This window comes from Steroidobacter agaridevorans (assembly GCF_009932555.1).
In the GTDB taxonomy this organism is placed as follows: domain Bacteria; phylum Pseudomonadota; class Gammaproteobacteria; order Steroidobacterales; family Steroidobacteraceae; genus Steroidobacter; species Steroidobacter agaridevorans.
Genome location: NZ_BLJO01000001.1, coordinates 1,243,599 through 1,265,809, shown reverse-complemented (window position 1 = coordinate 1,265,809; position 22,211 = coordinate 1,243,599). Strand labels below are relative to the sequence as shown.

Here is a 22,211-nt window from a genome sequence, read left to right as displayed (position 1 = left end):
CCAATCCGGAGTCCTTACAGTCGCCCTTGCTTGAGTCGAAGCAATCAGCTCATCAGGAGGGACTGAACATGAAAGCTATGAAGCGTTGCTTGATGCTTGCGGGTGTCATCGCGATCGGCACGGGAGTCGCGCTGGCGGCGAGCCCTCATTTCCTGCGCGCCTCGGACGCCATCAACTTCGACAACGGGGATCTGACGTGCAGCTGGAAGGAGGCCGGGCTGGGCAACAATCAGAATATCACTTACGTGTGCAGCGCCAGTGCCACGGCCACGTATGTTTGCATCAACGGCGGCAGCGCGAATCCGTCGGCTGCCAACAAGACGACCGTCGCGGCAGATGTCAGCGCCGAGGGTACATTCAACTCCGGCAAAAATGGCTCGATCACCGCGAGCTTGATCGTGCATCCGCCGGGTTCTGGTTCCTTCTCGTGCCCGCCGGGGCAAACCATGGGGCTGGCGCAGGTCAGCTACACCAATGTGCTGCTCACGGACACCACCAACGGAATCGCCTCCCCGCCGCTTGCGGATCAGACGACTGGGTGTCTGCTGCCTGATGTGCGTGGCGCGTGCTGATGCGAATACAAGAAAAAACGCCGGGCCCGATGGACCGGGGCCCGGCGGCAATGCGCACGTTGTCGGGTCAACCCGGTCAGTGCTGGAGGCAGGGGGCGTGCATTCCGTCGTTTAGTCAAACTTTCCCGATTGTCTGGCCCAAGCGGCTGCGTAGACTTTGCTCAACTTTCGATAAGCAGCACGCCGCGGATCAGGCGGGCAAAGAACAATGCCCAGGCGCATCGAAGGTCGCTTTTGGATGCGCTACTCGGATCCGCACACATGCAAGCATCGGCTTCTCTCGTTGGCAGCAATCAATGGCAAGTCGCCTGTCCGGGTGCCCCCGCCGATGTCTGCGCCTCGACCTGCGCTTTTTGCAGCGGGGATTCGGCCTTCCATTTTTGCGGACAGACGGCTTCCGCCACCCAGCTCATTCGCGAAGTCACGCCGGCGCCGGATATCGTTCTGATGGATGACGGACTGGTCTGGCGGCGCGGTCTGGCCCGTGGCCTGAGGATCGTCGGGGTTATCTGGAAAGGCGTCGAACATGTGTTTGCCGACCAGATCCGTCTCGCGAGTCAGCGTGGCCTGCGCATACGGTTCGGAGACCGCCTCGATGATGAGATCGGGAGAGAGCACCAGATGCGCGGTGTGCTGCGCCTCATATAACAAACGGAACCGCTCTTCGCCGGCGCGCAACGCGTCTTCCATGCGTTTGCGTTCGGTGATATCCGTCGCCGCGCCGAACCACTCGACGATTTCGCCACGCTCATCGAGCATGGGTACGGCTCGCGAGTGTGTCCAGCCGAGGCTGCCGTCCGCCAGCTGCACGCGATGTTCCAAATCGAACATGCTCTTGGTGCGTATGGCTTCGGCGATCGCCGCCAGCACGCGCCGCTGCTCATCGACGGGAATATACGATTGCAGCCAGTTGGTTCTTGGCGACGCCGTATCGGACAGGAAGCCCTGGCCGTCGAGCTCGCGCATCTCGCTCCAGTCGGCGCTCATTCGATACATCGACGTAGTGCTCGCCAGCAGGAATGCGTGGAGCCGCTCCTGGCTCTCGCGCAGCTTGCGCTCGACTAGTCTCGTCGCATCGAGGCTGTGGTAGCGATGACCACCTGCAAGCCCTACACGACCGGGCTTTGCGTGCATAGTTGCCTCCACTTATCAACGTGGAAGGCGCGCGCCGCCGCCTTGGTTCCTTGCGGATGGCGCTTAAAAAAAATCGGGGCAACGAACCCGTCAGGATTCGTTGCCCCGAACACACACTCGACTTAGATGATTTCGACTGCGAGCGCCGTCGCTTCGCCGCCGCCGATGCACAGCGACGCGACACCGCGCTTCAGATTGCGATTACGCAGCGCGTGGACCAGCGTCGTGAGGATGCGAGCGCCGGTGGCGCCGATCGGATGGCCGAGCGCGCAAGCGCCGCCGTTGACGTTGACCTTGGCGTGATCCAGGCCGACATCTTTGATCGCTGCCATGGTCACGACGGCGAACGCTTCGTTGATTTCATACAAATCGACGTCGCCGGCGGACCAGCCGGTCTTCGCGAGCACGGACTGAATCGCACCGACCGGCGCGGTCGTGAACCATTCCGGAGCCTGCGCGTGGCTGGTGTAACCGACGATGCGCGCCAGCGGCTTGAGATTGTGCTGGCGTACCGCGCTGGCGCTCGCGATGAGCAGGGCAGCGGCGCCGTCGGAGATCGAAGAAGAGCTCGCGGCCGTGACGGTGCCGTCCTTCGCGAACGCCGGCTTCAAACTCGGGATCTTGCTGATGTCACAAGTGAACGGCGTTTCGTCCTTCGCGACCACGCGCTCGCCTTTGCGATCTTTCACGGTGACCGGAGCAACTTCGTTGCTGAACGCCGCGCCTTCCACAGCGGCCAGCGCGCGACGCACCGACTCGGCGGCGAACTCATCCTGCTGCTGACGAGTGAAGCCGTACTTGGCGGCCGTCGCCTCGGCGAACGAGCCCATCATCTTGCCGTCGAACGGGCTCTGCAGACCGTCGAAGAACATGTGATCGAGAATTTCCGAATGACCCATGCGCAGACCGCCGCGGGCCTTCGGAATCAGATAAGGCGCATTGGTCATCGACTCGATACCGCCAGCGAGCACGACGTTGGCCGAGCCCGCGCGAATCTGATCGGCGGCCATCATCACGGCCTTCAAGCCGGAGCCGCACATCTTGTTGATCGTCGTTGCCGGCACTTTCTGCGGCACGCCGCCGGCGAGCGCGGCCTGACGGCCGGGCGCCTGGCCGATGCCGGCCATGAGCACGCAACCGAGAATGGTCTCGTCGATCTGCTCGGCCGACAAACCGGAGTCCTTGATCGCGGCCTGCACGGCTGCCGCGCCGAGCTGCGGGGACGTCAACGGACTGAGGGCACCCTGGAAAGCGCCGATCGGGGTGCGACGGGCGGCAACGATGTAAACCTGTTCGCTCATGGGAATGCTCGACTGCTGTCAGTAAAGGGCGGCGATTCGGTACGAAAAAGATCCGCTCAGGAGCGCATCGCCAGTTATGGCGGCTCCTAAACTTACTTGCAAGTACCCAGCGTACGCCGAGTTTGTATGCAGTGCAATAAGGCGCGCGCAGGCTGCAAAAATGTCGAACGTTATCGGCCGCCGTAAGGCAATTTTATGCGACTGAGGGCGGTAATCCGCTCTTCGGCGAGCCGCCGCGCCGCTTGCCAGGTGGGGATGTTGTTACGGGCGGCGAGGGTGAGTATTCGACTGATGATATCGTGGATGCGCGCGACGCTTCGCAGGGCGCGGTCCTCGTTATATCCCTCCAGCTCGATCGCGCTGTTCATCAGCCCGCCAGCGTTGATGGCGTAGTCGGGCGCGTAAAGAATGCCGCGACGATCCAGCTCGGTGCCCAGCTCTTCGGATTCGAGCTGATTGTTGGCGCCGCCCGCGACGATGCGACAACGCAGTCGAGGCACGGTGTCCTCATTGATCACGGCACTCAGCGCGCACGGCGAGAAAACATCCGCCTCGACATCGTAGATATGTGACATCGGCACCGCCTCGGCGCCGAACTCGGCAACGGCGTGCTCGATGCGTTCTTCATTGATATCGGTGATGAACACCTTCGCGCCGGCGGCGCGCAGCGATTTCGCCAGGTGATAGCCGACTTGCCCTGCACCTTGCACCGCGAAGCTCGTGCGTCGCAGGTCCGCATGCCCGAGCTTGAATTCCATGCAGGCGCGAATGCCATGCAAGGTGCCCAACGCGGTGAAGCGCGACGGGTCGCCGCTGCCACCGACCAACTGCGGCACACCGACGACATGGCGCGTTTCCTGTCGGATCAGCTCCATGTCCTCGGCGTTGGTGCCGACATCTTCGGTCGTGATGTAGCGGCCGCCGAGCGATTGAATGAAACGGCCGAGCGCGCGAAACAGCGCTTCGCTCTTGTCGGTTTCGGGATTGCCGATGAGCACGCCTTTGGCGCCGCCGAGATTGAGGCCGGCGAGCGCGGCTTTGTGAGTCATGTCGGCGGAGTGCTTGAGCACATCGCGCACCGCGTCCGCTTCGTTTGCGTACGGCCACATGCGCAGGCCGCCGAGCGCCGGGCCCAGCGCAGTGTTGTGTACCGCGATCACGCAGCGCAGGCCGCTCTCACGATGATGAAAGAACACCACTTGCTCGTGACCGAGCCGGCCGACCGCTTCGAACAGGTTCATCGCCGTCCCTCGAAAAACCGCAGGCGATGATTATATAGACACATTGGGTACAGGGACGTACCCCGCCGCCATCGGCGGCGGGCGGGCGGCAAAAGTCACGCCTTTTGCCGACTCGCACGAGGGTCGTGGCAGGGCTCGGCGGTGCCTTTCGGCGAAGCATGCTTCGCTCCGCCGAGCGGGTGTACACCCAGGGCTTACGCGGAGCAGGACTGCGCAGCGTAATGCCCGATCCCTCGTTTTAATCAGCTGCGTTTGGAGTGAAGCGCGGCAATGCCGTCGTTCGACGACAGGTCCGGTTCGCCCAATTCTGCAAGGATGCGTGCGTGCGCCAGATCGCGGGTGTGGACGACGGCGTCCGAATGCTTCATCTCCCGCATCGGGCCGATCGAGGGCAGGACGTGAATGTCGATGCGCCCGGGACGCGGCAGGAACCGGCCGGAGGGCAGGACGTAACGCGTGCCCTTCAGCACGAGCGGCACGACGGGCAGATCGACACGCGCCGCGATGGTGAATGCGCCGCTGTGAAATTTACCGAGCCCCGGCTCCGCCAGGAACGTGCCTTCGGGGAAGAACGCGAGCGCCTGGCCGGCGTCGGCGGCTTTCAACAGGCGTCTCGCATCCATGCCGCCGGCGTGGCGGTTGAAGCGGTCCACGAATTCCGAGCCGATGCGCCTCAACAGCAGACCGGCGAGCGGCACGCGGCTGAACTCTTTCTTGATGACGAACGAGAAGCGTGCGGGCAGGGCGGCTTTGAGCACGATGCCATCGAGGTAACTGGCGTGATTGGCGACCACCACGCACGGCCCGCTCGGCAACAGATGCTCGTCGAGCACGCGCAGTCGCAAACCGGCGACCGCAAAAAATGCGCGGCCGGCGAAGTGAGCAATATGCCGACGTGTCTTGATCCCGAAAGGCAGTAAAACTGCGACGAAGGCGCTCAAGCCAAACAGCAGGAACACCGTCAGCACATACAATCCGTAAATGATTTCGAACACCGTCCGGACGATCGTCCAGGGCGCGCGCAGCCAGCCGTCAGTCATAACTCGACACAGAAGTCACGGGGAATTTTATGTTGTGCTGGCATGAGTTTCGTTTAGCGGTCGTTTTCTGTGAACTAAGTCTCTTTTATGTAAACCCCGCCGGGGTTCTGTGATTGTAATCACGCCCAGCGCCAGACCCGGTCTCCATACTGGCCGCCATCGATTTACCGGTCTGTCGTGAGCGATCACGGCGTATACCTAAAGGCGATGAGCAGCGTAACCAAAGCATCAGTTTACTCGAGGTCAGGCGACGATATGCCGGAGACGACGCCGTCGTTGGCGGCCATCGACCGCTTTCTCGACGCAGTGTGGATGGAGCGCGGTCTGTCGCCCAACACGCTGTCCGCTTACCGCGCCGACCTGACCGCACTCGACCGTTGGCTGCAGACGCGAGGCACCTCCAGTGTCGACGCCAAGCGAGCCGACCTGTTGGCGTTCATCGCCTATCGAGTCGAAGCCGGTGCGCGTCCGCGCTCCACGGCCCGCCAGCTTTCCAGCTTTCGTCGATTCTACCGTTACCTGATTCGCGACGGCGCCATCAAGGAAGATCCGACCGCGCAGATTGCGATGCCGAAGATCGGCCGCTCGCTGCCGAAGTCGCTGACCGAGGAAGAGGTCGAAGCGCTGCTGAAGGCGCCGGTGATCGAGGATCCGCTGGGCCATCGCGACCGCTGCATGCTCGAGGTGCTGTACGCCACGGGCCTGCGCGTATCGGAGCTCGTGAACCTGAAATCCAGTCAGGTGAACATGAACCAGGGCGTGCTGCGCATCGTCGGCAAGGGCGATCGCGAACGGCTGATTCCGCTGGGCGAAGAAGCCGTGTCCTGGCTGCAGAAGTTCATGAACGGCCCGCGTCTGGAAATCCTGTTGGAGCGCCAGACGGACTACCTGTTCCCCACGCGCCGTGGCGATCGCATGACGCGCCAGGCGTTCTGGCACATCATCAAGCGCTATGCGCAGAAGGCCGGTGTGCAGAAGGCGTTGTCGCCTCATACACTGCGTCATGCATTTGCCACACACCTGCTGAACCATGGCGCCGACCTGCGCGTCGTGCAGATGCTGTTGGGGCATAGCGACCTGTCGACCACACAGATCTATACCCACGTGGCCCGGGAACGCATGAAGGAGCTGCATGCCCTTCATCACCCGCGCGGCTGAAGACGAAGAAGCCCTCAATCGCCGTACGGCTCGGAACACGTCGGCGGTGATTGCAGGCATATCCTGTTTGAGCCGTGCGGCTCGAACCGAGCCGGCGTCTGATTGCAGGGATGTCCTGTTTGAGCCGTACGGCGATTGAGGGCCTCCGGTCTTTGCCCCAACGTACTCTCGCCCGCAACGGGGCTCCTGGTAGACTCCGTTCGCCTCCTCAAGCCGAAGTGCCATTGAACTTGCGCCGCCGCGCAGGCTCGAATCGGGCGAGGGTCACGAGAGTTCTCATGAAAAAACTGTTGTTGTGTCTGTTCGCCAACTTGTCTTTGGCGACCCTGGCGGCTACTTCCGCGTCGGCGGCCGAGCCGGCGGCGCCCGCCAAGGCGGCCGATGCTGCGATTCGCGCGGCGATCGCCAAGAAGTTCCCCGAGATGAAGATCGACGAGGTGCGCGCCTCGCCCATGAAGGACATCTACGAGGTCCAGATGGGGGGCGAGATCGCCTACATCAGCGGCGACGGCAAATTCCTCATCGCCGGCGATATGTACGAGATCGATTCCCGCACCAATCTCACCGAGAACGGCCGGCAGAAGGGCCGCATGCAGGCGCTCGCCAAGCTCGATGAGAAGGACATGATCGTGTTCAAGCCGGCCAAGGTGAGGCACACCATTACGGTGTTCACCGACGTCGAGTGCGGTTACTGCCGCAAGCTCCACAGCGAAATCGCCCAGCTGAACGATCGCGGCGTGCAGGTGCGCTATCTGGCGTATCCGCGTGCCGGTCCGGGCACCGAAGACTGGGCCAAGATGGAAGCGGTGTGGTGCTCGATCGACCGCAAGAAAGCCATCACCGACGCCAAGGCGGGCAAAGCCGTCAAGGCTCCGCAGTGCTCTGCGCCGGTCGCCAAGCAGTTCCAGCTGGGTGAGAAGCTCGGGGTGCGCGGCACGCCGGCCATCTTCACCGACACCGGCGAGTACATCGGCGGCTATCTGGCGCCCGACCAGATGATCGGTCGGCTGGAAGGCGTGGAATAAGACGGGATTCAAGCTCACCCGCCGGGCGGCGGGTGAGCGATCGATTCGGCGCTGCTCTCAGCGCTCCAGCAACTTCAACTTGTCCGGCTTGCCGTCCCATTCCTTGGCGTCGGCGGGCATGGCCTTTTTCTCGGTGATCACCGGCCACGACTTGGTCAGCTCGGCATTGAGCTGCTTGAAGTGCTGCTGCCCCTCCGGCAGTTCCTCTTCCGAGAAAATCGCTTCGGCCGGGCACTCCGGCTCGCACAGCGTGCAGTCGATGCATTCGTCCGGATCGATGACCAGGAAGTTCGGACCTTCGTGGAAACAGTCGACCGGGCACACCTCCACGCAGTCGGTGTACTTGCACTTGATGCAGTTTTCAGTGACGACGAAAGTCATCGGCTACAACTCCGCAAATCGCTTCGGGCGGCACCCGCTTTGAGGCTGCGCATTGTGCCAAAGGGGGCGCGGGGATGCGAGGCGGGTTGGCTATCGCGCCAGTGCTATTGGGAATCACCGTCGGTCATGACCGGTTTGCCGTCCCGCCAGTCGATATCGCGGAAATGCAGCTGTTCCCGGCCTTTGGCCCGGTCGTCCAGGTAGCGCCGCAGGGCGAATTCCACGCTTAGAAAGGCCAGCTCGGGCCACGGAATCTCCGCTTCGGCGTACAGCTGCGATTCCAGGCTCTCGGGCCCAATCCCAAACGAAGGCTGCGTTAGCGTGGCGCGAAACATGATGTGCACCTGGTGGGCGCGCAGCACGTTGACGACGGCCAGCAACGAGCCAATCCGCACGTGCGCCAGCGCTTCCTCCATCGCCTCGCGGGCCGCCGCCTGCTGCACCGATTCGCCGTTTTCCATGAAGCCAGCCGGTATGGTCCAGAAACCGTGGCGCGGCTCGATGGCCCGTTTGCACAACAGGATCTTGCCTTCGTGCTCGATCACGCAGCCCGCGATGATGCGCGGGTTTTCGTAGTGGATGGTGCCGCAATTGGCGCACAAGAAGCGGGGCAGATGGTCGCCCGGAGGGACGCTGAGGCTGACCGGGCTGGCACAGTTGGAGCAGAACTTCATGAGGCGGGCATCGTCGCCTTTCGTTGCGCCGGGTGCAACAGCGCGCGTTGTCCGTAGCTAACGCTTCGGGGCTACACTGAATCCTCATCCTGCGGCTCGAGAGGCGCAATGGCTGAGCGATCGTTCGCGCACGAGGTCGGCAAGCTCCGCATGGGGCTGGGCCAGGAGTTTCGCGGCGAAGGCATTCTCGCGGTCACCAAGGCGCTGCTCCAGTCCGGCGTCGGGTATGTCGGCGGCTACCAGGGCGCGCCGATCTCACATTTGATGGACGTGCTGTCCGATGCCCAGGGCCTGTTGCAAGAGCTGGGCGTGCATTTCGAAGCCAGCGCGTCCGAAGCGGCCGCCGCCGCGATGCTTGCCGCTTCCGTGAACTATCCGATCCGCGGCGCCGTTACCTGGAAATCCACCGTCGGCACCAATGTCGCTTCGGACGCCTTGGCAAACGTCGCATCCGGCGGCGTCACGGGCGGCGCGCTCGTCATCGTCGGCGAGGATTACGGCGAAGGCTCCTCGATCATGCAGGAGCGCTCGCACGCATTCGCGATGAAGTCGCAGATGTGGCTGCTCGACCCACGGCCGAATCTCGAAAGCATCGTGGCGATGGTCGAGCACGGCTTCGCGCTGTCGGAGGCGTCGAACACGCCGGTCATGCTCGAGCTGCGCGTTCGCGCATGTCACGTCTACGGCTCGTTCGTCGCCAAGGACAATCGTCCGCCGAAATTTACATTGCAGGATGCGCTCGACTCGCCGACCCGGGATGTCAATCGGATCGTGCTGCCGCCGGCCAACTTTCTGCACGAGCAGGAAAAGATTCAGAAGCGCTGGCCGGCGGCGATCGAGTACGTCCGTCGCAACAAGCTCAATGAGTTCCTCGGCGGCAGCGCGGGCGAGGTCGGCATCATCGTGCAAGGCGGCCTGTACAACACGCTGATCCGCGCACTCGAGCTGTTGGGCCTGGCGGATTCGACAGGGGCGACCGATCTGCCTCTGTATGTCTTGAACGTCACGTATCCGTTGATCGATGAGGAGATCATCGAGTTCTGTCTCGGCAAGCGCGCGGTGTTGATGGTGGAGGAGGGGCAGCCCGAATATATCGAGCAAGCGCTCAACACGATTCTGCGCAACGCCGATGTGCCGACTCGCGTCATCGGCAAAGAGGTGCTGCCTCGGGCTGGCGAATACACCGGTCAGGTGCTTCAAACCGGCATTCGAGCCTTCATGCGCAAGTACGCGGCGGAGCAGTTCGCTGCGGCCACGCCGCTGATTCCGTCGCAAGCCGGCGAGTTGCCGAAAGAAGTCCAGACGCTCGCGGCGCTGCTGCCCGTTCGTCCGGCGGGGTTTTGCACCGGGTGCCCGGAGCGGCCGATTTTCACCGCAATGAAACTGGTGCAGCGGGAGTTGGGCCCGCTGCATATCAGCTGCGATATTGGCTGTCACTTGTTCTCCATCCTGCCGCCGTTCAACTTGGGCAACACGACCATGGGTTATGGTCTGGGCGCGGCGGGTGCGTCAGCCTTCAATGCGCCTCGTAACAAACGAGCGCTCGCAGTCATGGGCGACGGCGGCTTCTGGCACAACGGCCTCACCTCCGGCGTCGGCAATGCTGTCTTCAATCAAAGCGACCAGGTGCTCGTCGTCGTCGACAACGGCTATTCGGCGGCAACGGGCGGACAAGACATTCTTTCCTCGCGCGCCCTCAATCGTTCCAAGAGCACGAAACATCCGATTGCCGATGCCGTCAAAGGCGTGGGCGTGAAATGGCTGCGGGGCATCGACCGAACGTATGACGTAGGCCGGATGCGAGATGTCCTGCGCGAGGCGATGACCACGCCGGAGAAGGGACCGAAGGTCATCCTCGCTGCGTCCGAATGCATGCTGAATCGTCAGCGTCGCGAGAAGCCGGCCTTCAACAAGGCGGTGGGTGAAGGGAAGCGCGTGGTACGCGAGCGCTTCGGCGTCGACGCGGATACGTGCACCGGCGATCATTCCTGCATTCGCCTGTCGGGTTGTCCGTCGCTCACGATCAGACCGAATCCGGATCCGCTGCGCCAGGATCCGATCGCACACGTCGACAACTCCTGTGTCGGCTGCGGTGTGTGCGGCGAGGTGGCGCATGCGGCGGTGTTGTGCCCATCGTTCTATCGCGCGCAGGTGGTGTTCAATCCCAGCAAGTGGGATCGTTTTGTCAGCGGTGTGCGCAAGCGCGTGATTCGATTTCTGCAGCGTCGCGCCGATCGTCGCAGGATGCGTTATGCATTCTGAGCGCCCCATCTCTATCGCCATCGCCGCGCTTGGCGGCCAGGGCGGCGGCGTGCTCGCCGAATGGCTGGTTGCGGTCGCGGAGTTGCATGGTTGGATGGCGCAATCCACGTCGGTGCCCGGCGTCGCGCAACGTACCGGCACGACGGTGTACTACGTCGAAATGAGCCCCAAGCCTGCGCCCGGCCGGCGGTCGCCGGTGTTTGCATTGATGCCAGTGCCGGGCGATGTCGATCTGGTGGTCGCCGCCGAGTTGATGGAGGCGGGCAGAACGGTCGTTCGCGGCTTGGTGACGCCGGAGCGAACGACTGTCGTGGCGTCGAATCATCGTGTCTACGGCATCACGGAGAAGTCGGCGATGGGCGATGGCATTGCCGATGCCAATGCTGTCTTGTCTGCTCTCAACGCGCGTGCGCGTCGTTTGATTTGTTTCGACATGGAAGCGGCCGCGGATCGGCACAAGAGCGTCATCAGTTCAGTTTTGTTCGGCGCCATCGCGGCGGCGGCTGTGTTGCCGTTTTCGCGAGGCACGTATGAGCAGGCGATCAGCGACTACGGCGTGGCGGTGAAGGCGAATCTCGCGGGTTTCCAGGCGGGCTTCGATCAGGCGATGCAGAGCTCGCCCGTGGCGGGCTGGGCGCCGCCGTCGAGCGGCCCGACGACGGAGCTTGGCCGAGCCTTGGACGAGCGCATCAAACGCGAGTTTCCCGCGCATCTGCACGGCATCCTGCAGGAAGGCGTCAAACGAATGCTCGACTACCAGGACGACGCGTACGCGGACCTGTATCTGGAGCGCATGACGCAGATTCGATCGTGCGATGAAAGTGTCGCGCGGCTGAGCCGGGATTTTTCGTTGACGAATGCGGTGGCGAGATACCTGGCGTTGTGGATGTCCTACGAGGACACCATCCGGGTCGCGGATCTCAAGACCCGAAGCAGACGTTTCGAACGGTTTCGCGCAGAAGTGAGGGCGGGAGCGGATCAGGTCGTGTACGTGACTGAGTTCATGCATCCCCGGTTCGAAGAGGTCTGCGAAACACTGCCAGCGGGGCTCGGGTCGTGGTTTTCGAACAGCGCTTTCGCACGTCGCCTTTCAGCACCATTGTTCCGACGCGGAAGACACATTCACACGGCGAAGCTGGGTGGATTCGTGATGCTGTCCCTATTGGCTGGCATGCGTCGGTGGAGAAGAAGCACGCTGCGGTATCGCGTCGAGCAGGCGCGAATTGCTGACTGGCTCGAGAGGATTCGGAACCTGGCCGCCGCGCCCGGCGGCTATCGCGCGGCGATCGAGATTGCGGAGTGCCAGCGGCTCGTCAAAGGTTACTCGGATACGCACGCTCGCGGATTGAAGAACTATCAAACAGTCGTCGAGGCGGCGGAGCGGATGCGTGGGCGATCGGATCTCGCGGATGCGATCAGGCAGTTGAGGAATGCAGCGTTGGCGGATGAAGCCGGTTTGAAGCTTGCGTCCGTGCTGTCTGAGGTCGCACCGGACGGGTGAGGCGGTTATAGTCACTGCCAGTCGGCAGCTGCGAGTGACACGACGATGAACGCAAGAGTCAAAGTGGGGAGCCTGGAAATCGCCGGCGTGCTGCACGGTTTCATCCAGCGGGCGCTGACGGGGACCGGTGTGCAGGAACAGGCGTTCTGGAACAGCCTGGAGCGCATCGTCAAGGAATTCTCACCTCGCAATGAGCAACTGCTCGAGAAGCGCGACGCTCTGCAAGCGAAGATCGATGGCTGGTGGCAACAACAGCGCGGCAAGCCCATCGATGTAGCGAAGCAGCGCCAGTTTCTCGAATCCATCGGTTACCTCGTTCCCGAGCCCGCTGCCTTCCAGGTCGACACCGAGCACGTCGACAAAGAGATTGCGCACATCGCCGGTCCGCAGCTGGTCGTGCCACTGAGCAATGCGCGATATGCGTTGAATGCCGCGAATGCCCGTTGGGGCAGTCTCTACGACGCGCTCTATGGCACCGATGCGTTAGCGGCGCCGTTGCCGGCAGGCTCGCCTTACGACGTCGCTCGGGGCGCGCAGGTCATTGCGTATGCGCGCAAGTTCCTGGATGAAGTTGCCGCGCTCACTCATGGCAGCCATGAGGACGCGACCAAGTATTCCATCGAAAGCGACAAGCTGGTCGTGACGCTCAAGGACGGCTCGCGCGCAACGCTGGCCGTTCCTGCAACGCTCGAAGGCTGGCGTGGCGCCGCTGCTGAGCCACAAGGCATTCTGCTACGACATCACGGTCTGCACGTCGAAATCTGTATCGATCGTAAACACCCGATCGGTGCGACCGACGCGGCAGGCGTCTCGGATGTGGTGCTGGAGTCCGCGATCACCACGATTCAGGACTGCGAAGACTCCGTCGCTGCCGTCGATGCGGAAGAAAAAGTGGCGGTCTACAGCAACTGGCTGGGCCTGATGGCGGGCGATCTGCAAGCGACGTTCGCGAAAGGTAAGGGCACGGTGACCCGCAAGCTCAACGCGGATCGCGTGTACACCGCGCCCGGTCACAAAGAGCTCACATTGCCCGGCCGCAGCTTGATGCTCGTGCGTAACGTCGGCCATCACATGCGCACCGACGCCGTGCTCCATGAAGGCAAGGAGATTTTCGAGACGGTGCTCGATGCGCTCGTCACGGTCGCAATCGCTCTGCATGACCTGCGTGGCGGCGGCCGAAACAGCCGCACCGGCTCGATGTACGTCGTGAAGCCGAAGATGCACGGGCCGGAGGAGGCGGCGCTCGCCAACGATCTGTTCGGCTGGGTCGAAGCAGCGCTCGGCCTGCCGCAGCACACCGTGAAGATCGGCGTGATGGATGAAGAGCGTCGTACCAGCTTGAATCTGAGCGCGTGCATCGAGAAAGTGAAACATCGCATCGTGTTCATCAACACGGGCTTCCTCGACCGCACCGGCGACGAAATTCACACCGCCATGCAGGGCGGGCCGGTGATGCGCAAGGACGCCATCAAGACACAGCCTTGGCTGGTCGCCTACGAGAAGCGCAACGTCGAGGTGGGCTTGAACACCGGCCTGCGCGGCCGCGCGCAGATTGGCAAAGGCATGTGGGCGATGCCGGACAAGATGGCCGGCATGTTGGCCGCGAAGGCGGGCCATCCTCGCGCTGGTGCGAATACTGCGTGGGTGCCATCGCCGACGGCGGCGACGCTGCACGCACTCCATTATCACCAAGTCGATGTGCGCGCAGTTCAGAACGAATTGCAGCGGCAGCTTCAGTCAGGCAAAGCGACGGGCCTCGACGATCTGCTCCGCGCGCCGCTCGCTGAGTCGGGCTTCACGGCCGAAGATATCCAAAGCGAGCTCGACAACAACATTCAGGGCATTCTCGGCTACGTCGTGCGCTGGATCGATCAAGGCGTCGGCTGCTCGAAGGTGCCGGACATTCACGATGTCGGTCTGATGGAAGATCGCGCCACGCTGCGGATCTCGAGCCAACATGTCGCGAACTGGCTGCTCCACGGCGTGTGCACGGAGCAGCGGGTCAAAGAAACATTGCAGCGGATGGCTGCGATCGTGGATGCGCAGAACGCCGGCGACCCGGGCTACCGACCGATGGCCAGCAATTTGAACGGCAGCATCGCGTTCCAGGCGGCGAGCGATTTGATCTTCCTCGGTCGCGAGCAGCCGAACGGCTACACCGAGTACATCCTGCACCAGCGCCGTCGCGAATTGAAAGCGGCGGGCTGAGCGATCAGCTCAGGCGGGCGTCGAGCCATTCAATCCAGTGGCGCACAGGCACCTGTGCGCCATTCGCCAGATGCGTAATGCAGCCGATGTTGGCCGACAGAATCACATCGGGCTGCGACGCATGCAGCGCTTCGAGCTTGCGATCGCGCAGTTGTTTGCTCAGCTCGGGCTGCAAAACCGAGTAGGTGCCCGCCGAGCCGCAGCACAGGTGACTCTCCGATAGCGGCAACACCTCGGCGCCGAAGGCGCTGAGCAGTTGCTCCACGACGCCGCGTATTTTCTGCCCGTGCTGCAAAGTGCAGGGCGGATGAAACACGACGCGTTCCGGTGCCCTCTCGCGCAGTTTGCTCGTCAACACCGCCGCATGCTGTGGCAGCAGCTCGGCCAGATCTTTCGTCAGAGCAACGATGCGCTGGGCCTTCTCTACGTATGCCCGATCATGGCGTAGCAAGTGAGCATACTCTTTGACCATCGCGCCACAGCCCGATGCGTTCATCACAATTGCTTCGACACCAGCCTCGACGTGCGGCCACCATGCATCGATGTTACGGCGGACTTCAGCCAGCGCCGCGTCGTGATCGTTCAAGTGATGCTTGATAGCGCCGCAGCAGCTCGCCGCGGGTGTGATCGCCTCGATTTCCAGTGCGTCGAGCACCCGCGCCGTCGCCGCATCGATGCCCGGTGACATGGAGGGCTGCACGCAGCCCAGCGGCAGCAACATCTTTCGAGCGTGCGAACGCTGTGGCCACGCACCGGGATCGCGTCGTTCCGGAACCTTCGAACGAATCGATTCGGGAAGGAATGAGCGCACCGCCTGCCCGGCACGCATCGCGGGGCCGAACAGCTTGCTGGTCAAACCATGCTTCAGCGCTGAGCGCGCCACTTGCTCACCGAACGGACGCTCGATTTTCTTCTCGACGATGTCGCGTCCGATATCCACCAGCCGGCCATACTGCACGCCCGAAGGACAGGTCGTCTCACAAGCGCGGCAGGTGAGGCATCGGTCCAGGTGAAGCTGCGTGCTTCGAGTGGGCTCGACACCTTCGAGCACCTGCTTCATGAGATAGATCCGGCCGCGCGGCCCGTCGAGCTCGTCGCCGAGCAACTGATAAGTGGGGCAGGTGGCCGTACAAAAGCCACAATGCACGCAGCGGCGCACGATCTCCTCGGCTTCCTTGCCTTCGGGCGTGTTTTTGATGAAATCGGCGAGCTGCGTTCTCATGGGCGACTGCTCAAAGATCCGGATAGAGCCGGCCGCGGTTGAAGATATTGGCCGGATCGAACTGCGCTTTCAGCCGCCGATGAATCGCGGCGACCGGCGCCGTCAGTGGTGTAAATGCACCCACGGACCGATCGCCGTTCCGAAACAAAGTCGCATGACCGCCAGCTTGTTTCGCGCACTCGCGCACCTGTTCGGCGGATTGGCGCGTGCGCAGCCAGCGAAGCGCGCCGTTCCATTCAATCAACTGCGGCTCGACGAGGGACAGAGTCGCTGCCGTTGAAGGCACCGCTATCCGCCACAGCGGCGCGTCGCCCTCGAAGAACGGATGTTTGTGCTCGCGAATGCTGGCCCAGAAAGCGTCAGCCTGATAGTTGTCGAGTTCCTCACCGCCAAGGTGATGATGTGCCGCGCGCACTGCCGCTGAGGCGCCCGCCAATCTCAAATAGAGTGCGCCGTCATGCCACATCGATGCGGACAGCGGCAACGGCCGTCCCGCCCACTCATTGAGCTTGTACACCGCCGCGGTTTCGGTCATCTCGAAGCACAGCGTGCGATGTGACATCGGCCGCGGCAGCACTTTGATCGATACTTCGGCGATCACACCAAGAATGCCCATGGAGCCGGCCAGCAGTCGCGACACATCGTAACCCGCGACGTTCTTCATCACGGTGCCGCCGAAGCTCAGCAACTGACCGCGACCGTCGACCAACTTGGCCCCGAGCACGAAGTCACGGACGCCGCCATACGTCGGCCCAAAAGAAACGCGGCGAGGACCGGCGAGGCCAGCAGCGATACAGCCACCGACGGTCGCGTTCGCGCCGAAGTGTGGCGGCTCGAAGGCGAGCAGTTGGCCGTTCTCGGCCAACAATTGCTCCAACTCGGCGAGTGGCGTGCCTGCTCGCGCAGTGATGACCAGCTCCGTCGGCTCGTAGTCGACGATGCCCGTGACGCTGCGCGGATCGAGCAAGGCGCCCGAAGATTCATTGCCGTAGAAATCTTTGGTGCCGCTGGCTCGAATGAGCAAGGGTGTGCGTGCCTCCGAAGCGGCGCGCACGGTCTCGCACAGCTGACTGAGTGCTTGATCCATCAGAAGCGCGGCAATTCTGGAAATCGAAGATTGCCCCCGTGGACGCGTATGCGCCCGTACTCGGCGCAGCGATGCAACGTGGGCACGACCTTGCCCGGATTCAGCAAACCGGCGGGATCGAACGCGCTCTTCACGCCAAGGAATGCATCGAGCGTCGGCCGATCGAACTGCGAGCACATTTGATCCAGCTTCTCGACGCCGACGCCATGCTCGCCGGTCACGGTGCCGCCCATTTGCACGCACAACTCCAGAATCTCCGCGCCGAAGGCTTCGGCACGAGCGACCGAATCCGGGTCGGCATCATCGAACAAGATCAATGGATGCAGGTTGCCGTCGCCGGCATGAAATACGTTCGGGCAGCGCAGCCCGTATTTCGGCTCCAACGCTTGAATCGCTTTCAACACTTCGCCGAGCCGACGCCGCGGGATGGTGCCATCCATGCAGTAATACGCAGGCGACGCCCGACCGGCCGCCGGAAAGGCATTCTTTCGTCCGGCCCAGAAGCGCAGCCGTTCGGCTTCGCTGTTCGAGACTTGAATTCGAGTGGCTCTTGCGGCCAGCAGCACTGCCGACATTCGTTCGATTTCTTCGGCGACTTCTTCGGGCGTGCCGTCCGATTCGCACAACAACACGGCGGCAGCATCGAGGTCGTAGCCGGCGTTGGCGAACGGCTCGACCAATCGGGTGGCTGCTTGATCCAGCATCTCCAAGCCGGCGGGAATGATGCCGTCGGCGATCAACGCGGCGACGGCATCGCCGGCCTCGCCGATATCCGCGAAGCTGGCCATGATGCAACGAGCGGTCTGCGCGACCGGCACGAGTCGCACCGTTACTTCAGTCACGACCGCGAGCATGCCTTCCGAGCCGATGACCAGCGCCAACAAGTCCAGACCGGGCGCATCGGGCGCCAGGCCCCCAAATTCCACCGCCTCGCCTTCGATCGTCAGGCCGCGCACGCGCAGGACGTTGTGAATCGTCAGGCCGTATTTCAAACAATGCACGCCGCCGGAGTTTTCCGCGACGTTGCCGCCGATCGTGCAGGCGATCTGACTCGACGGATCGGGCGCGTAGTAAAGACGATGACGCGCCGCTGCTTCGCTGATCGCGAGATTGCGGACGCCGGGCTGCACCGTCGCGGTTTGCGCGCGAGGATCGATCGAGAGAATTCGATTCAATTTGGCCAGCGAGAGCAACAATCCGTCAGGGTGCGGCAGAGCGCTGCCCGACAGGCCAGTGCCCGCGCCGCGCGGAATGACGGGCACCTTGTGCTCGTGACAGAGCTGGAGGATGCGCCGGATCTGGTCCTCCGTTTCCGGCAGAGCCACGACCATGGGCAGCTGGCGAAACAGCGTCAGCCCATCGCATTCATACGGCCGGGTCTCTTCCTCTCGAAACAGGACGGCGTCGCCGGGCAGGAACCCACGCAATGCGGCGACGAGGCTGCGCTGCTTGTCCGGCGAAGGGGCATGCGGGGGGCTGTCCATGCCGCGAATGATAAAGGACTGGCGAGCACACCGCCTGTGCCAGCTTATACTCGACAATTCGATTAACTCAGGCAAAAGGAAGCCGAGCATGACGACCCATAGCCGCCGAGAAGTCCTTACCGTCGCTGCAGCGCTGGCCGGCGCAGGCGTAGCCGCTCAAGCAGTGGCCGCCGCGTCCGCGGGGGGCGCTGGAGCCACGACGAAGGCGACGCTTCCGCCGGTGGTCCATCATGTGTTCTTCTGGCTCAAGAACCCCAAGTCCAAGGAAGATCTGCAGCGGCTGTTGACCGGGTTGCGCACGCTGGGCGGGATCGAGACCGTCAAGGCCATTCACATCGGCGTGCCGGCGGAGACCGAGCAGCGCGGCGTCGTCGATGCGAGCTACAGCGCCTCCGAGATCCTGTGCTTCGACGATGTGGCCGGCCAGAACGCGTACCAGGTGCATCCCATCCATAAAAAATTCGTCGCCGACTGCGAGCATCTTTGGGAAAAAGTCGTCGTCTACGACGTGAAGCCCGCGCCCTGACCGCTCTCGCCGCCGCAGTGGTGACCGGGTCTCACCGCTGTGGCGCGCGCTACGCAACCCAGGCCGTCGCCTGAATGGCTATAACAGGGCGACGACGATCGTGGGGAGCGTGAATGACAATCAGGCGGCGACTCGAACGGCTGTGCCTGGCCGGATGTGTTTTGTTGTCGAGCACGGTCGCGCTGGCCGGCGCTGAAGTCGACGCCGAGTTCACGGTCAGCGAAGGCACCTGGATGAGCGTCGACGTGAGCCCGGATGGCTCGACGCTCGCCTTCGACTTGCTCGGCGACATCTATACGCTGCCCGCCGCTGGCGGCGAAGCGCGGCGGGTCCATGGCGGGCCGGCCATGCAAGTCTTCCCGAGCTTCAGCGCCGACGGCAGCAAGCTGCTGTACCAGAGCGATGCGAGCGGCTTCGACAACGCCTGGATCTCGACCATCGACGGCTCGGACGCGCAACAGATCACACACGACGCCGCCAACATGCTGGGCGCGCCGACGTGGGGGCCGCAAGACCAATCCATCGCTGTCGTGCAGGCGTACTCGACGTTCCCGCTGATGAAGGCGTCCGAGATTCGTTTGTTCGATCTGCACGGTGGCAGCGGCGCGCTGCTGATCGAGATGCCGGCAAACGGGCGTGACGTGCAGGAGCCGAGCTTCACGCCCGATGGCCGCTTCGTCTACTACACCCAGCGGATCGTCGAGCCGAACATCTACATCAATCCGAATCATCTCAACTACGTGATCAAACGCCGTGAGCTCGAGTCCGGCGCGACCGAAGATCTGTTGGGTGGATGGGGTAGCGCGACTTCGCCGCAGGTCTCGCGCGATGGCAAGAAGGTTGCGTTCGTCCGCCGCGTCAAGGAAAAGACGGTGCTGTTCGTCTATGACGTGGCGGCGCGCACGCAAATGCCGGTGTTCGACGAGCTCGATCGCGATCTGCAAGCCGACTTCGTGCAGCAGAACGCCTATTACCCGCGCTTCGATTGGTTCCCAGACCATCGGCACATCGCGATTTGGGGCAAGGGCAAGCTCTACAAGATCGATACACAGACCAGCACGGCCACGGAGATTCCATTCCGTGTGCACGCCAAGCATCGCATCGAGCGCGCGCCACACTTCGAACAAAATCCTGCGCCGGACACGGTCGCGGTTCGATCGATACGACAGCTTGCGCCATCGGTCGATGGCAAGCGTCTGGTGTTCACGGCGCTCGGCAGGCTGTGGAGCCAGGCTGATTCCACTGCACCGGATTCCCGCGGGATACACGCGGCTGCGCTCGGGTCGCGCAGCCTTCCGATACGGTTGAGCCAGAGGGAGGCGTTCGAATTCGATCCAGCATTCTCGCGCGACGGCCGCTCGTTCGCTTACGTCGAATGGGATGACGAGCGCGGCAGCACGTTAAAAGTCGCAAACGCCGCGGGCCGGAAGGGACGCGCAGTGGCAACGAGCCGTGGCGTCATTCGCAATCCTGCGTTCTCGCCGGACGGCAAGCTCATCGTCTATCGCATCGCTGCAGCGGACAAGGTCATGGGCGGCTACGGCACGCAGCCTGGCGTCTATGTCGTGCCCGCTCGCGGTGGCGAGAGTCGTTTCGTTGTCGCCGGCGACGATTGGCCGATGTTCTCGCCCGACGGGCAGCGCATCTATTGCGTCGAAGTCGGGCGAGTGAATCGGGAGTGGGTGCACTCCTTAGTTAGCGTGACTCTCGATGGCCTGGACAAGCGAGAGCATGCGCACACGCTGAACGCCGATACGTTGGAGCTGCGTGTCAGTCCGGATCTGCGATGGATCGCGTTTCGCGAAGCGCAGCAGTACTACGTCATGCCATTCCATGAGATCGGCGCACCGCTCACTGTCAGCGCTGACAGCAGCGAAGTCCCGGTGCGAGCGTTGACCGATCTCGGTGGATATTCCCTAGCGTGGTCGAGCGATTCGTCGACGCTGCATTGGACGCTCGGCGCGTCGCTGTATCGAGCGAATGTCACCGATGCGGCATCGACACCTGCGGTCCAGCCCTATACCAAGATCGACCTGAAACTTCCGGCAGACAGTCCCGCAGGCAAGTTGGCCTTCACGAACGCACGCATCATCACGATGAAAGGCGACGAGGTGATCGAGCAGGGCACGATTGTCGTCGATGGCAATCGCATCGTGGCCGTAGGCCCGAGCGCATCAGTCACGGCTCCGGCCGACGCGAAAGTGATCGACGCCTCCGGAAAAACGATCATGCCGGGTTTGATCGACATGCACGGTCATATCGATTGCTGCTACGACTCCGGCGTCATGCCGCGGAAGCAAGGTCCTCGCTACGCCGCGCTGGCTTTCGGAGTGACGACGAACTTCGATCCTTACTCGAGCGAGCTGCCGAACTACGAGACCCGCGAGACGGATCTGGCCGGCATCACCGTCGGGCCGCGATGGATCGGTTCCGGCCATCCCATCTACGGCCGCGCCAGGAAATCCGATTTCACTTACGTGCCCCTGCGCGAGTACGACGATGCGCGCAAGGTTCTGCTTCGCAAGCAGGCGCTCGGCGGCACGATCATCAAGAGCTACAAGCAGCCAGGCCGCCAACAACGGCAGATGCTCGTCAAGGCGGGGCGCGAGACCGGCATCATGGTCGACGTGGAAGGCGAGGGGCACTTCCATAACAGCATTTCCATGGTGCTCGACGGCCACAGCAACATCGAGCACAACCTGCCCGTGGCGCATTACTACGACGACGTGATCCAGCTCATGAGTCATGCGACCAGCTCGAACACGCCGACGCTGTTGGTCTCGTTCGGCGAGCTGTTCGGCGAAAACTTCCTCTATCAAAAGGAGCGCGCCTGGGAGGATCCCAAGATCAAGGCGTTCGCGCAGGAGGCGACTTCGAGTTACAGCGCGCTGGAAGTGCAGGGCGGCGCACCGGTGCACTCACGCAACATGACGAGCATCCATGTGGCCGACGAGCTTTGGGACATCGGCTTCCGCTCGGCGTCACGTTCCATCAGGAAGCTCGACGATGCAGGCGTTCGCATCAACGTCGGCTCGCATGGCGAGATCGCAGGGCTGGCGATGCATTGGGAGATGCAGCTGCTCGCGCAGGGCGGGATGAGCAATCATCGCATTCTGCGGGCGGCAACTTTGAACGGTGCGACCACACTAGGTTTGGACAAGCACCTGGGCTCGCTGGAGGCCGGCAAGCTCGCCGACCTGATCGTGCTCGACCGCAATCCCCTCGAGGACATTCGCAACAGCAACTCGGTGCGCTACACGCTGCTCAACGGCCGCCTCTACGACTCGGTGACCATGAACGAGATCGGCAACCATCCCCGACCCCGCAGCCGGTTCTATTGGGAGAGGGAGGATTACAAAGGCATCGATTGGAACTCGTCGTGGTCGGGGCAGTGA

General features: G+C 62.8%; 17 protein-coding genes. 8 read left to right on the top strand and 9 right to left on the bottom strand.

The window, feature by feature from the left end; all coding sequences use genetic code 11:
* The first annotated feature begins 68 nt into the window (after positions 1–68).
* A complete protein-coding gene (locus tag GYH35_RS05265) occupies positions 69–572 on the top strand; it encodes a hypothetical protein (protein ID WP_202624089.1) in 504 nt (167 codons plus the stop codon).
* Between the two features lie 243 nt (positions 573–815).
* Here GYH35_RS05265 and GYH35_RS05260 read toward each other — a convergent pair whose 3' ends face one another.
* The 4 genes from GYH35_RS05260 to GYH35_RS05245 form a co-directional block, all read right to left on the bottom strand.
* Positions 816–1,706 carry a PAS domain-containing protein gene (locus tag GYH35_RS05260; protein WP_161827832.1) on the bottom strand — a complete coding sequence of 297 codons (891 nt, stop codon included), beginning with the start codon at positions 1,704–1,706 and terminating at the stop codon, positions 816–818.
* Positions 1,707–1,828: 122 nt separating this feature from the next.
* Positions 1,829–3,007, bottom strand: coding sequence for an acetyl-CoA C-acyltransferase (locus GYH35_RS05255; protein ID WP_161827831.1), 1,179 nt, complete (start codon positions 3,005–3,007; stop codon positions 1,829–1,831).
* Between the two features lie 170 nt (positions 3,008–3,177).
* Positions 3,178–4,248, bottom strand: a complete 1,071-nt coding sequence (locus GYH35_RS05250) for a Glu/Leu/Phe/Val dehydrogenase (protein ID WP_161827830.1) — start codon at positions 4,246–4,248, stop codon at positions 3,178–3,180.
* Positions 4,249–4,490: 242 nt separating this feature from the next.
* Positions 4,491–5,288 carry a lysophospholipid acyltransferase family protein gene (locus GYH35_RS05245; protein WP_161827829.1) on the bottom strand — a complete coding sequence of 266 codons (798 nt, stop codon included), beginning with the start codon at positions 5,286–5,288 and terminating at the stop codon, positions 4,491–4,493.
* A gap of 255 nt (positions 5,289–5,543) precedes the next feature.
* On the opposite strand from GYH35_RS05245, the gene xerD reads away from it, so the two are divergent.
* Together xerD and GYH35_RS05235 are read left to right on the top strand one after the other, a co-directional pair.
* Positions 5,544–6,446, top strand: a complete 903-nt coding sequence (gene xerD / locus GYH35_RS05240; protein ID WP_161814634.1) for a site-specific tyrosine recombinase XerD — start codon at positions 5,544–5,546, stop codon at positions 6,444–6,446.
* Between the two features lie 278 nt (positions 6,447–6,724).
* Complete coding sequence (locus GYH35_RS05235) at positions 6,725–7,471, top strand: DsbC family protein (RefSeq protein ID WP_161814633.1); 747 nt, start codon at positions 6,725–6,727, stop codon at positions 7,469–7,471.
* Between the two features lie 57 nt (positions 7,472–7,528).
* On the opposite strand, the gene fdxA is transcribed toward GYH35_RS05235, so the two are convergent.
* Positions 7,529–7,852, bottom strand: a complete 324-nt coding sequence (gene fdxA, locus GYH35_RS05230) for a ferredoxin FdxA (RefSeq protein ID WP_129645011.1) — start codon at positions 7,850–7,852, stop codon at positions 7,529–7,531.
* A 104-nt stretch (positions 7,853–7,956) separates the two neighbouring features.
* Positions 7,957–8,526 (bottom strand): NUDIX hydrolase, encoded by a 570-nt coding sequence (locus GYH35_RS05225; RefSeq protein WP_161827828.1) that lies wholly within the window; start codon positions 8,524–8,526, stop codon positions 7,957–7,959.
* Positions 8,527–8,634: 108 nt separating this feature from the next.
* Between GYH35_RS05225 and GYH35_RS05220 the strand changes: the two genes are divergently transcribed.
* From GYH35_RS05220 to GYH35_RS05210, 3 genes are read left to right on the top strand one after another with little or no spacing between them, the layout of a single operon-like run.
* A complete protein-coding gene (locus GYH35_RS05220) occupies positions 8,635–10,788 on the top strand; it encodes an indolepyruvate ferredoxin oxidoreductase subunit alpha (RefSeq protein WP_161827827.1) in 2,154 nt (717 codons plus the stop codon).
* Positions 10,778–12,289: an indolepyruvate oxidoreductase subunit beta family protein gene (locus tag GYH35_RS05215; RefSeq protein ID WP_161827826.1), complete on the top strand. Its 1,512-nt coding sequence runs from the start codon at positions 10,778–10,780 to the stop codon at positions 12,287–12,289. Before GYH35_RS05220 ends, GYH35_RS05215 begins: the two co-directional genes overlap by 11 nt.
* 45 nt (positions 12,290–12,334) lie before the next feature.
* The gene (locus GYH35_RS05210; protein WP_161827825.1) at positions 12,335–14,497 is read left to right on the top strand and encodes a malate synthase G; all 2,163 of its coding nucleotides are present in this window, start codon (positions 12,335–12,337) and stop codon (positions 14,495–14,497) included.
* A gap of 4 nt (positions 14,498–14,501) precedes the next feature.
* Here GYH35_RS05210 and glcF read toward each other — a convergent pair whose 3' ends face one another.
* From glcF to GYH35_RS05195, 3 genes are read right to left on the bottom strand one after another with little or no spacing between them, the layout of a single operon-like run.
* Complete coding sequence (glcF, locus tag GYH35_RS05205) at positions 14,502–15,719, bottom strand: glycolate oxidase subunit GlcF (RefSeq protein WP_161827824.1); 1,218 nt, start codon at positions 15,717–15,719, stop codon at positions 14,502–14,504.
* A 10-nt stretch (positions 15,720–15,729) separates the two neighbouring features.
* Positions 15,730–16,806, bottom strand: a complete 1,077-nt coding sequence (gene glcE / locus GYH35_RS05200; protein WP_161827823.1) for a glycolate oxidase subunit GlcE — start codon at positions 16,804–16,806, stop codon at positions 15,730–15,732.
* Positions 16,806–18,290 (bottom strand): FAD-linked oxidase C-terminal domain-containing protein, encoded by a 1,485-nt coding sequence (locus GYH35_RS05195; protein WP_161827988.1) that lies wholly within the window; start codon positions 18,288–18,290, stop codon positions 16,806–16,808. Before GYH35_RS05195 ends, glcE begins: the two co-directional genes overlap by 1 nt.
* 88 nt (positions 18,291–18,378) lie before the next feature.
* Between GYH35_RS05195 and GYH35_RS05190 the strand changes: the two genes are divergently transcribed.
* Positions 18,379–18,816, top strand: coding sequence for a Dabb family protein (locus GYH35_RS05190; RefSeq protein ID WP_161827822.1), 438 nt, complete (start codon positions 18,379–18,381; stop codon positions 18,814–18,816).
* A gap of 113 nt (positions 18,817–18,929) precedes the next feature.
* Positions 18,930–22,211: an amidohydrolase family protein gene (locus tag GYH35_RS05185; RefSeq protein WP_161827821.1), complete on the top strand. Its 3,282-nt coding sequence runs from the start codon at positions 18,930–18,932 to the stop codon at positions 22,209–22,211.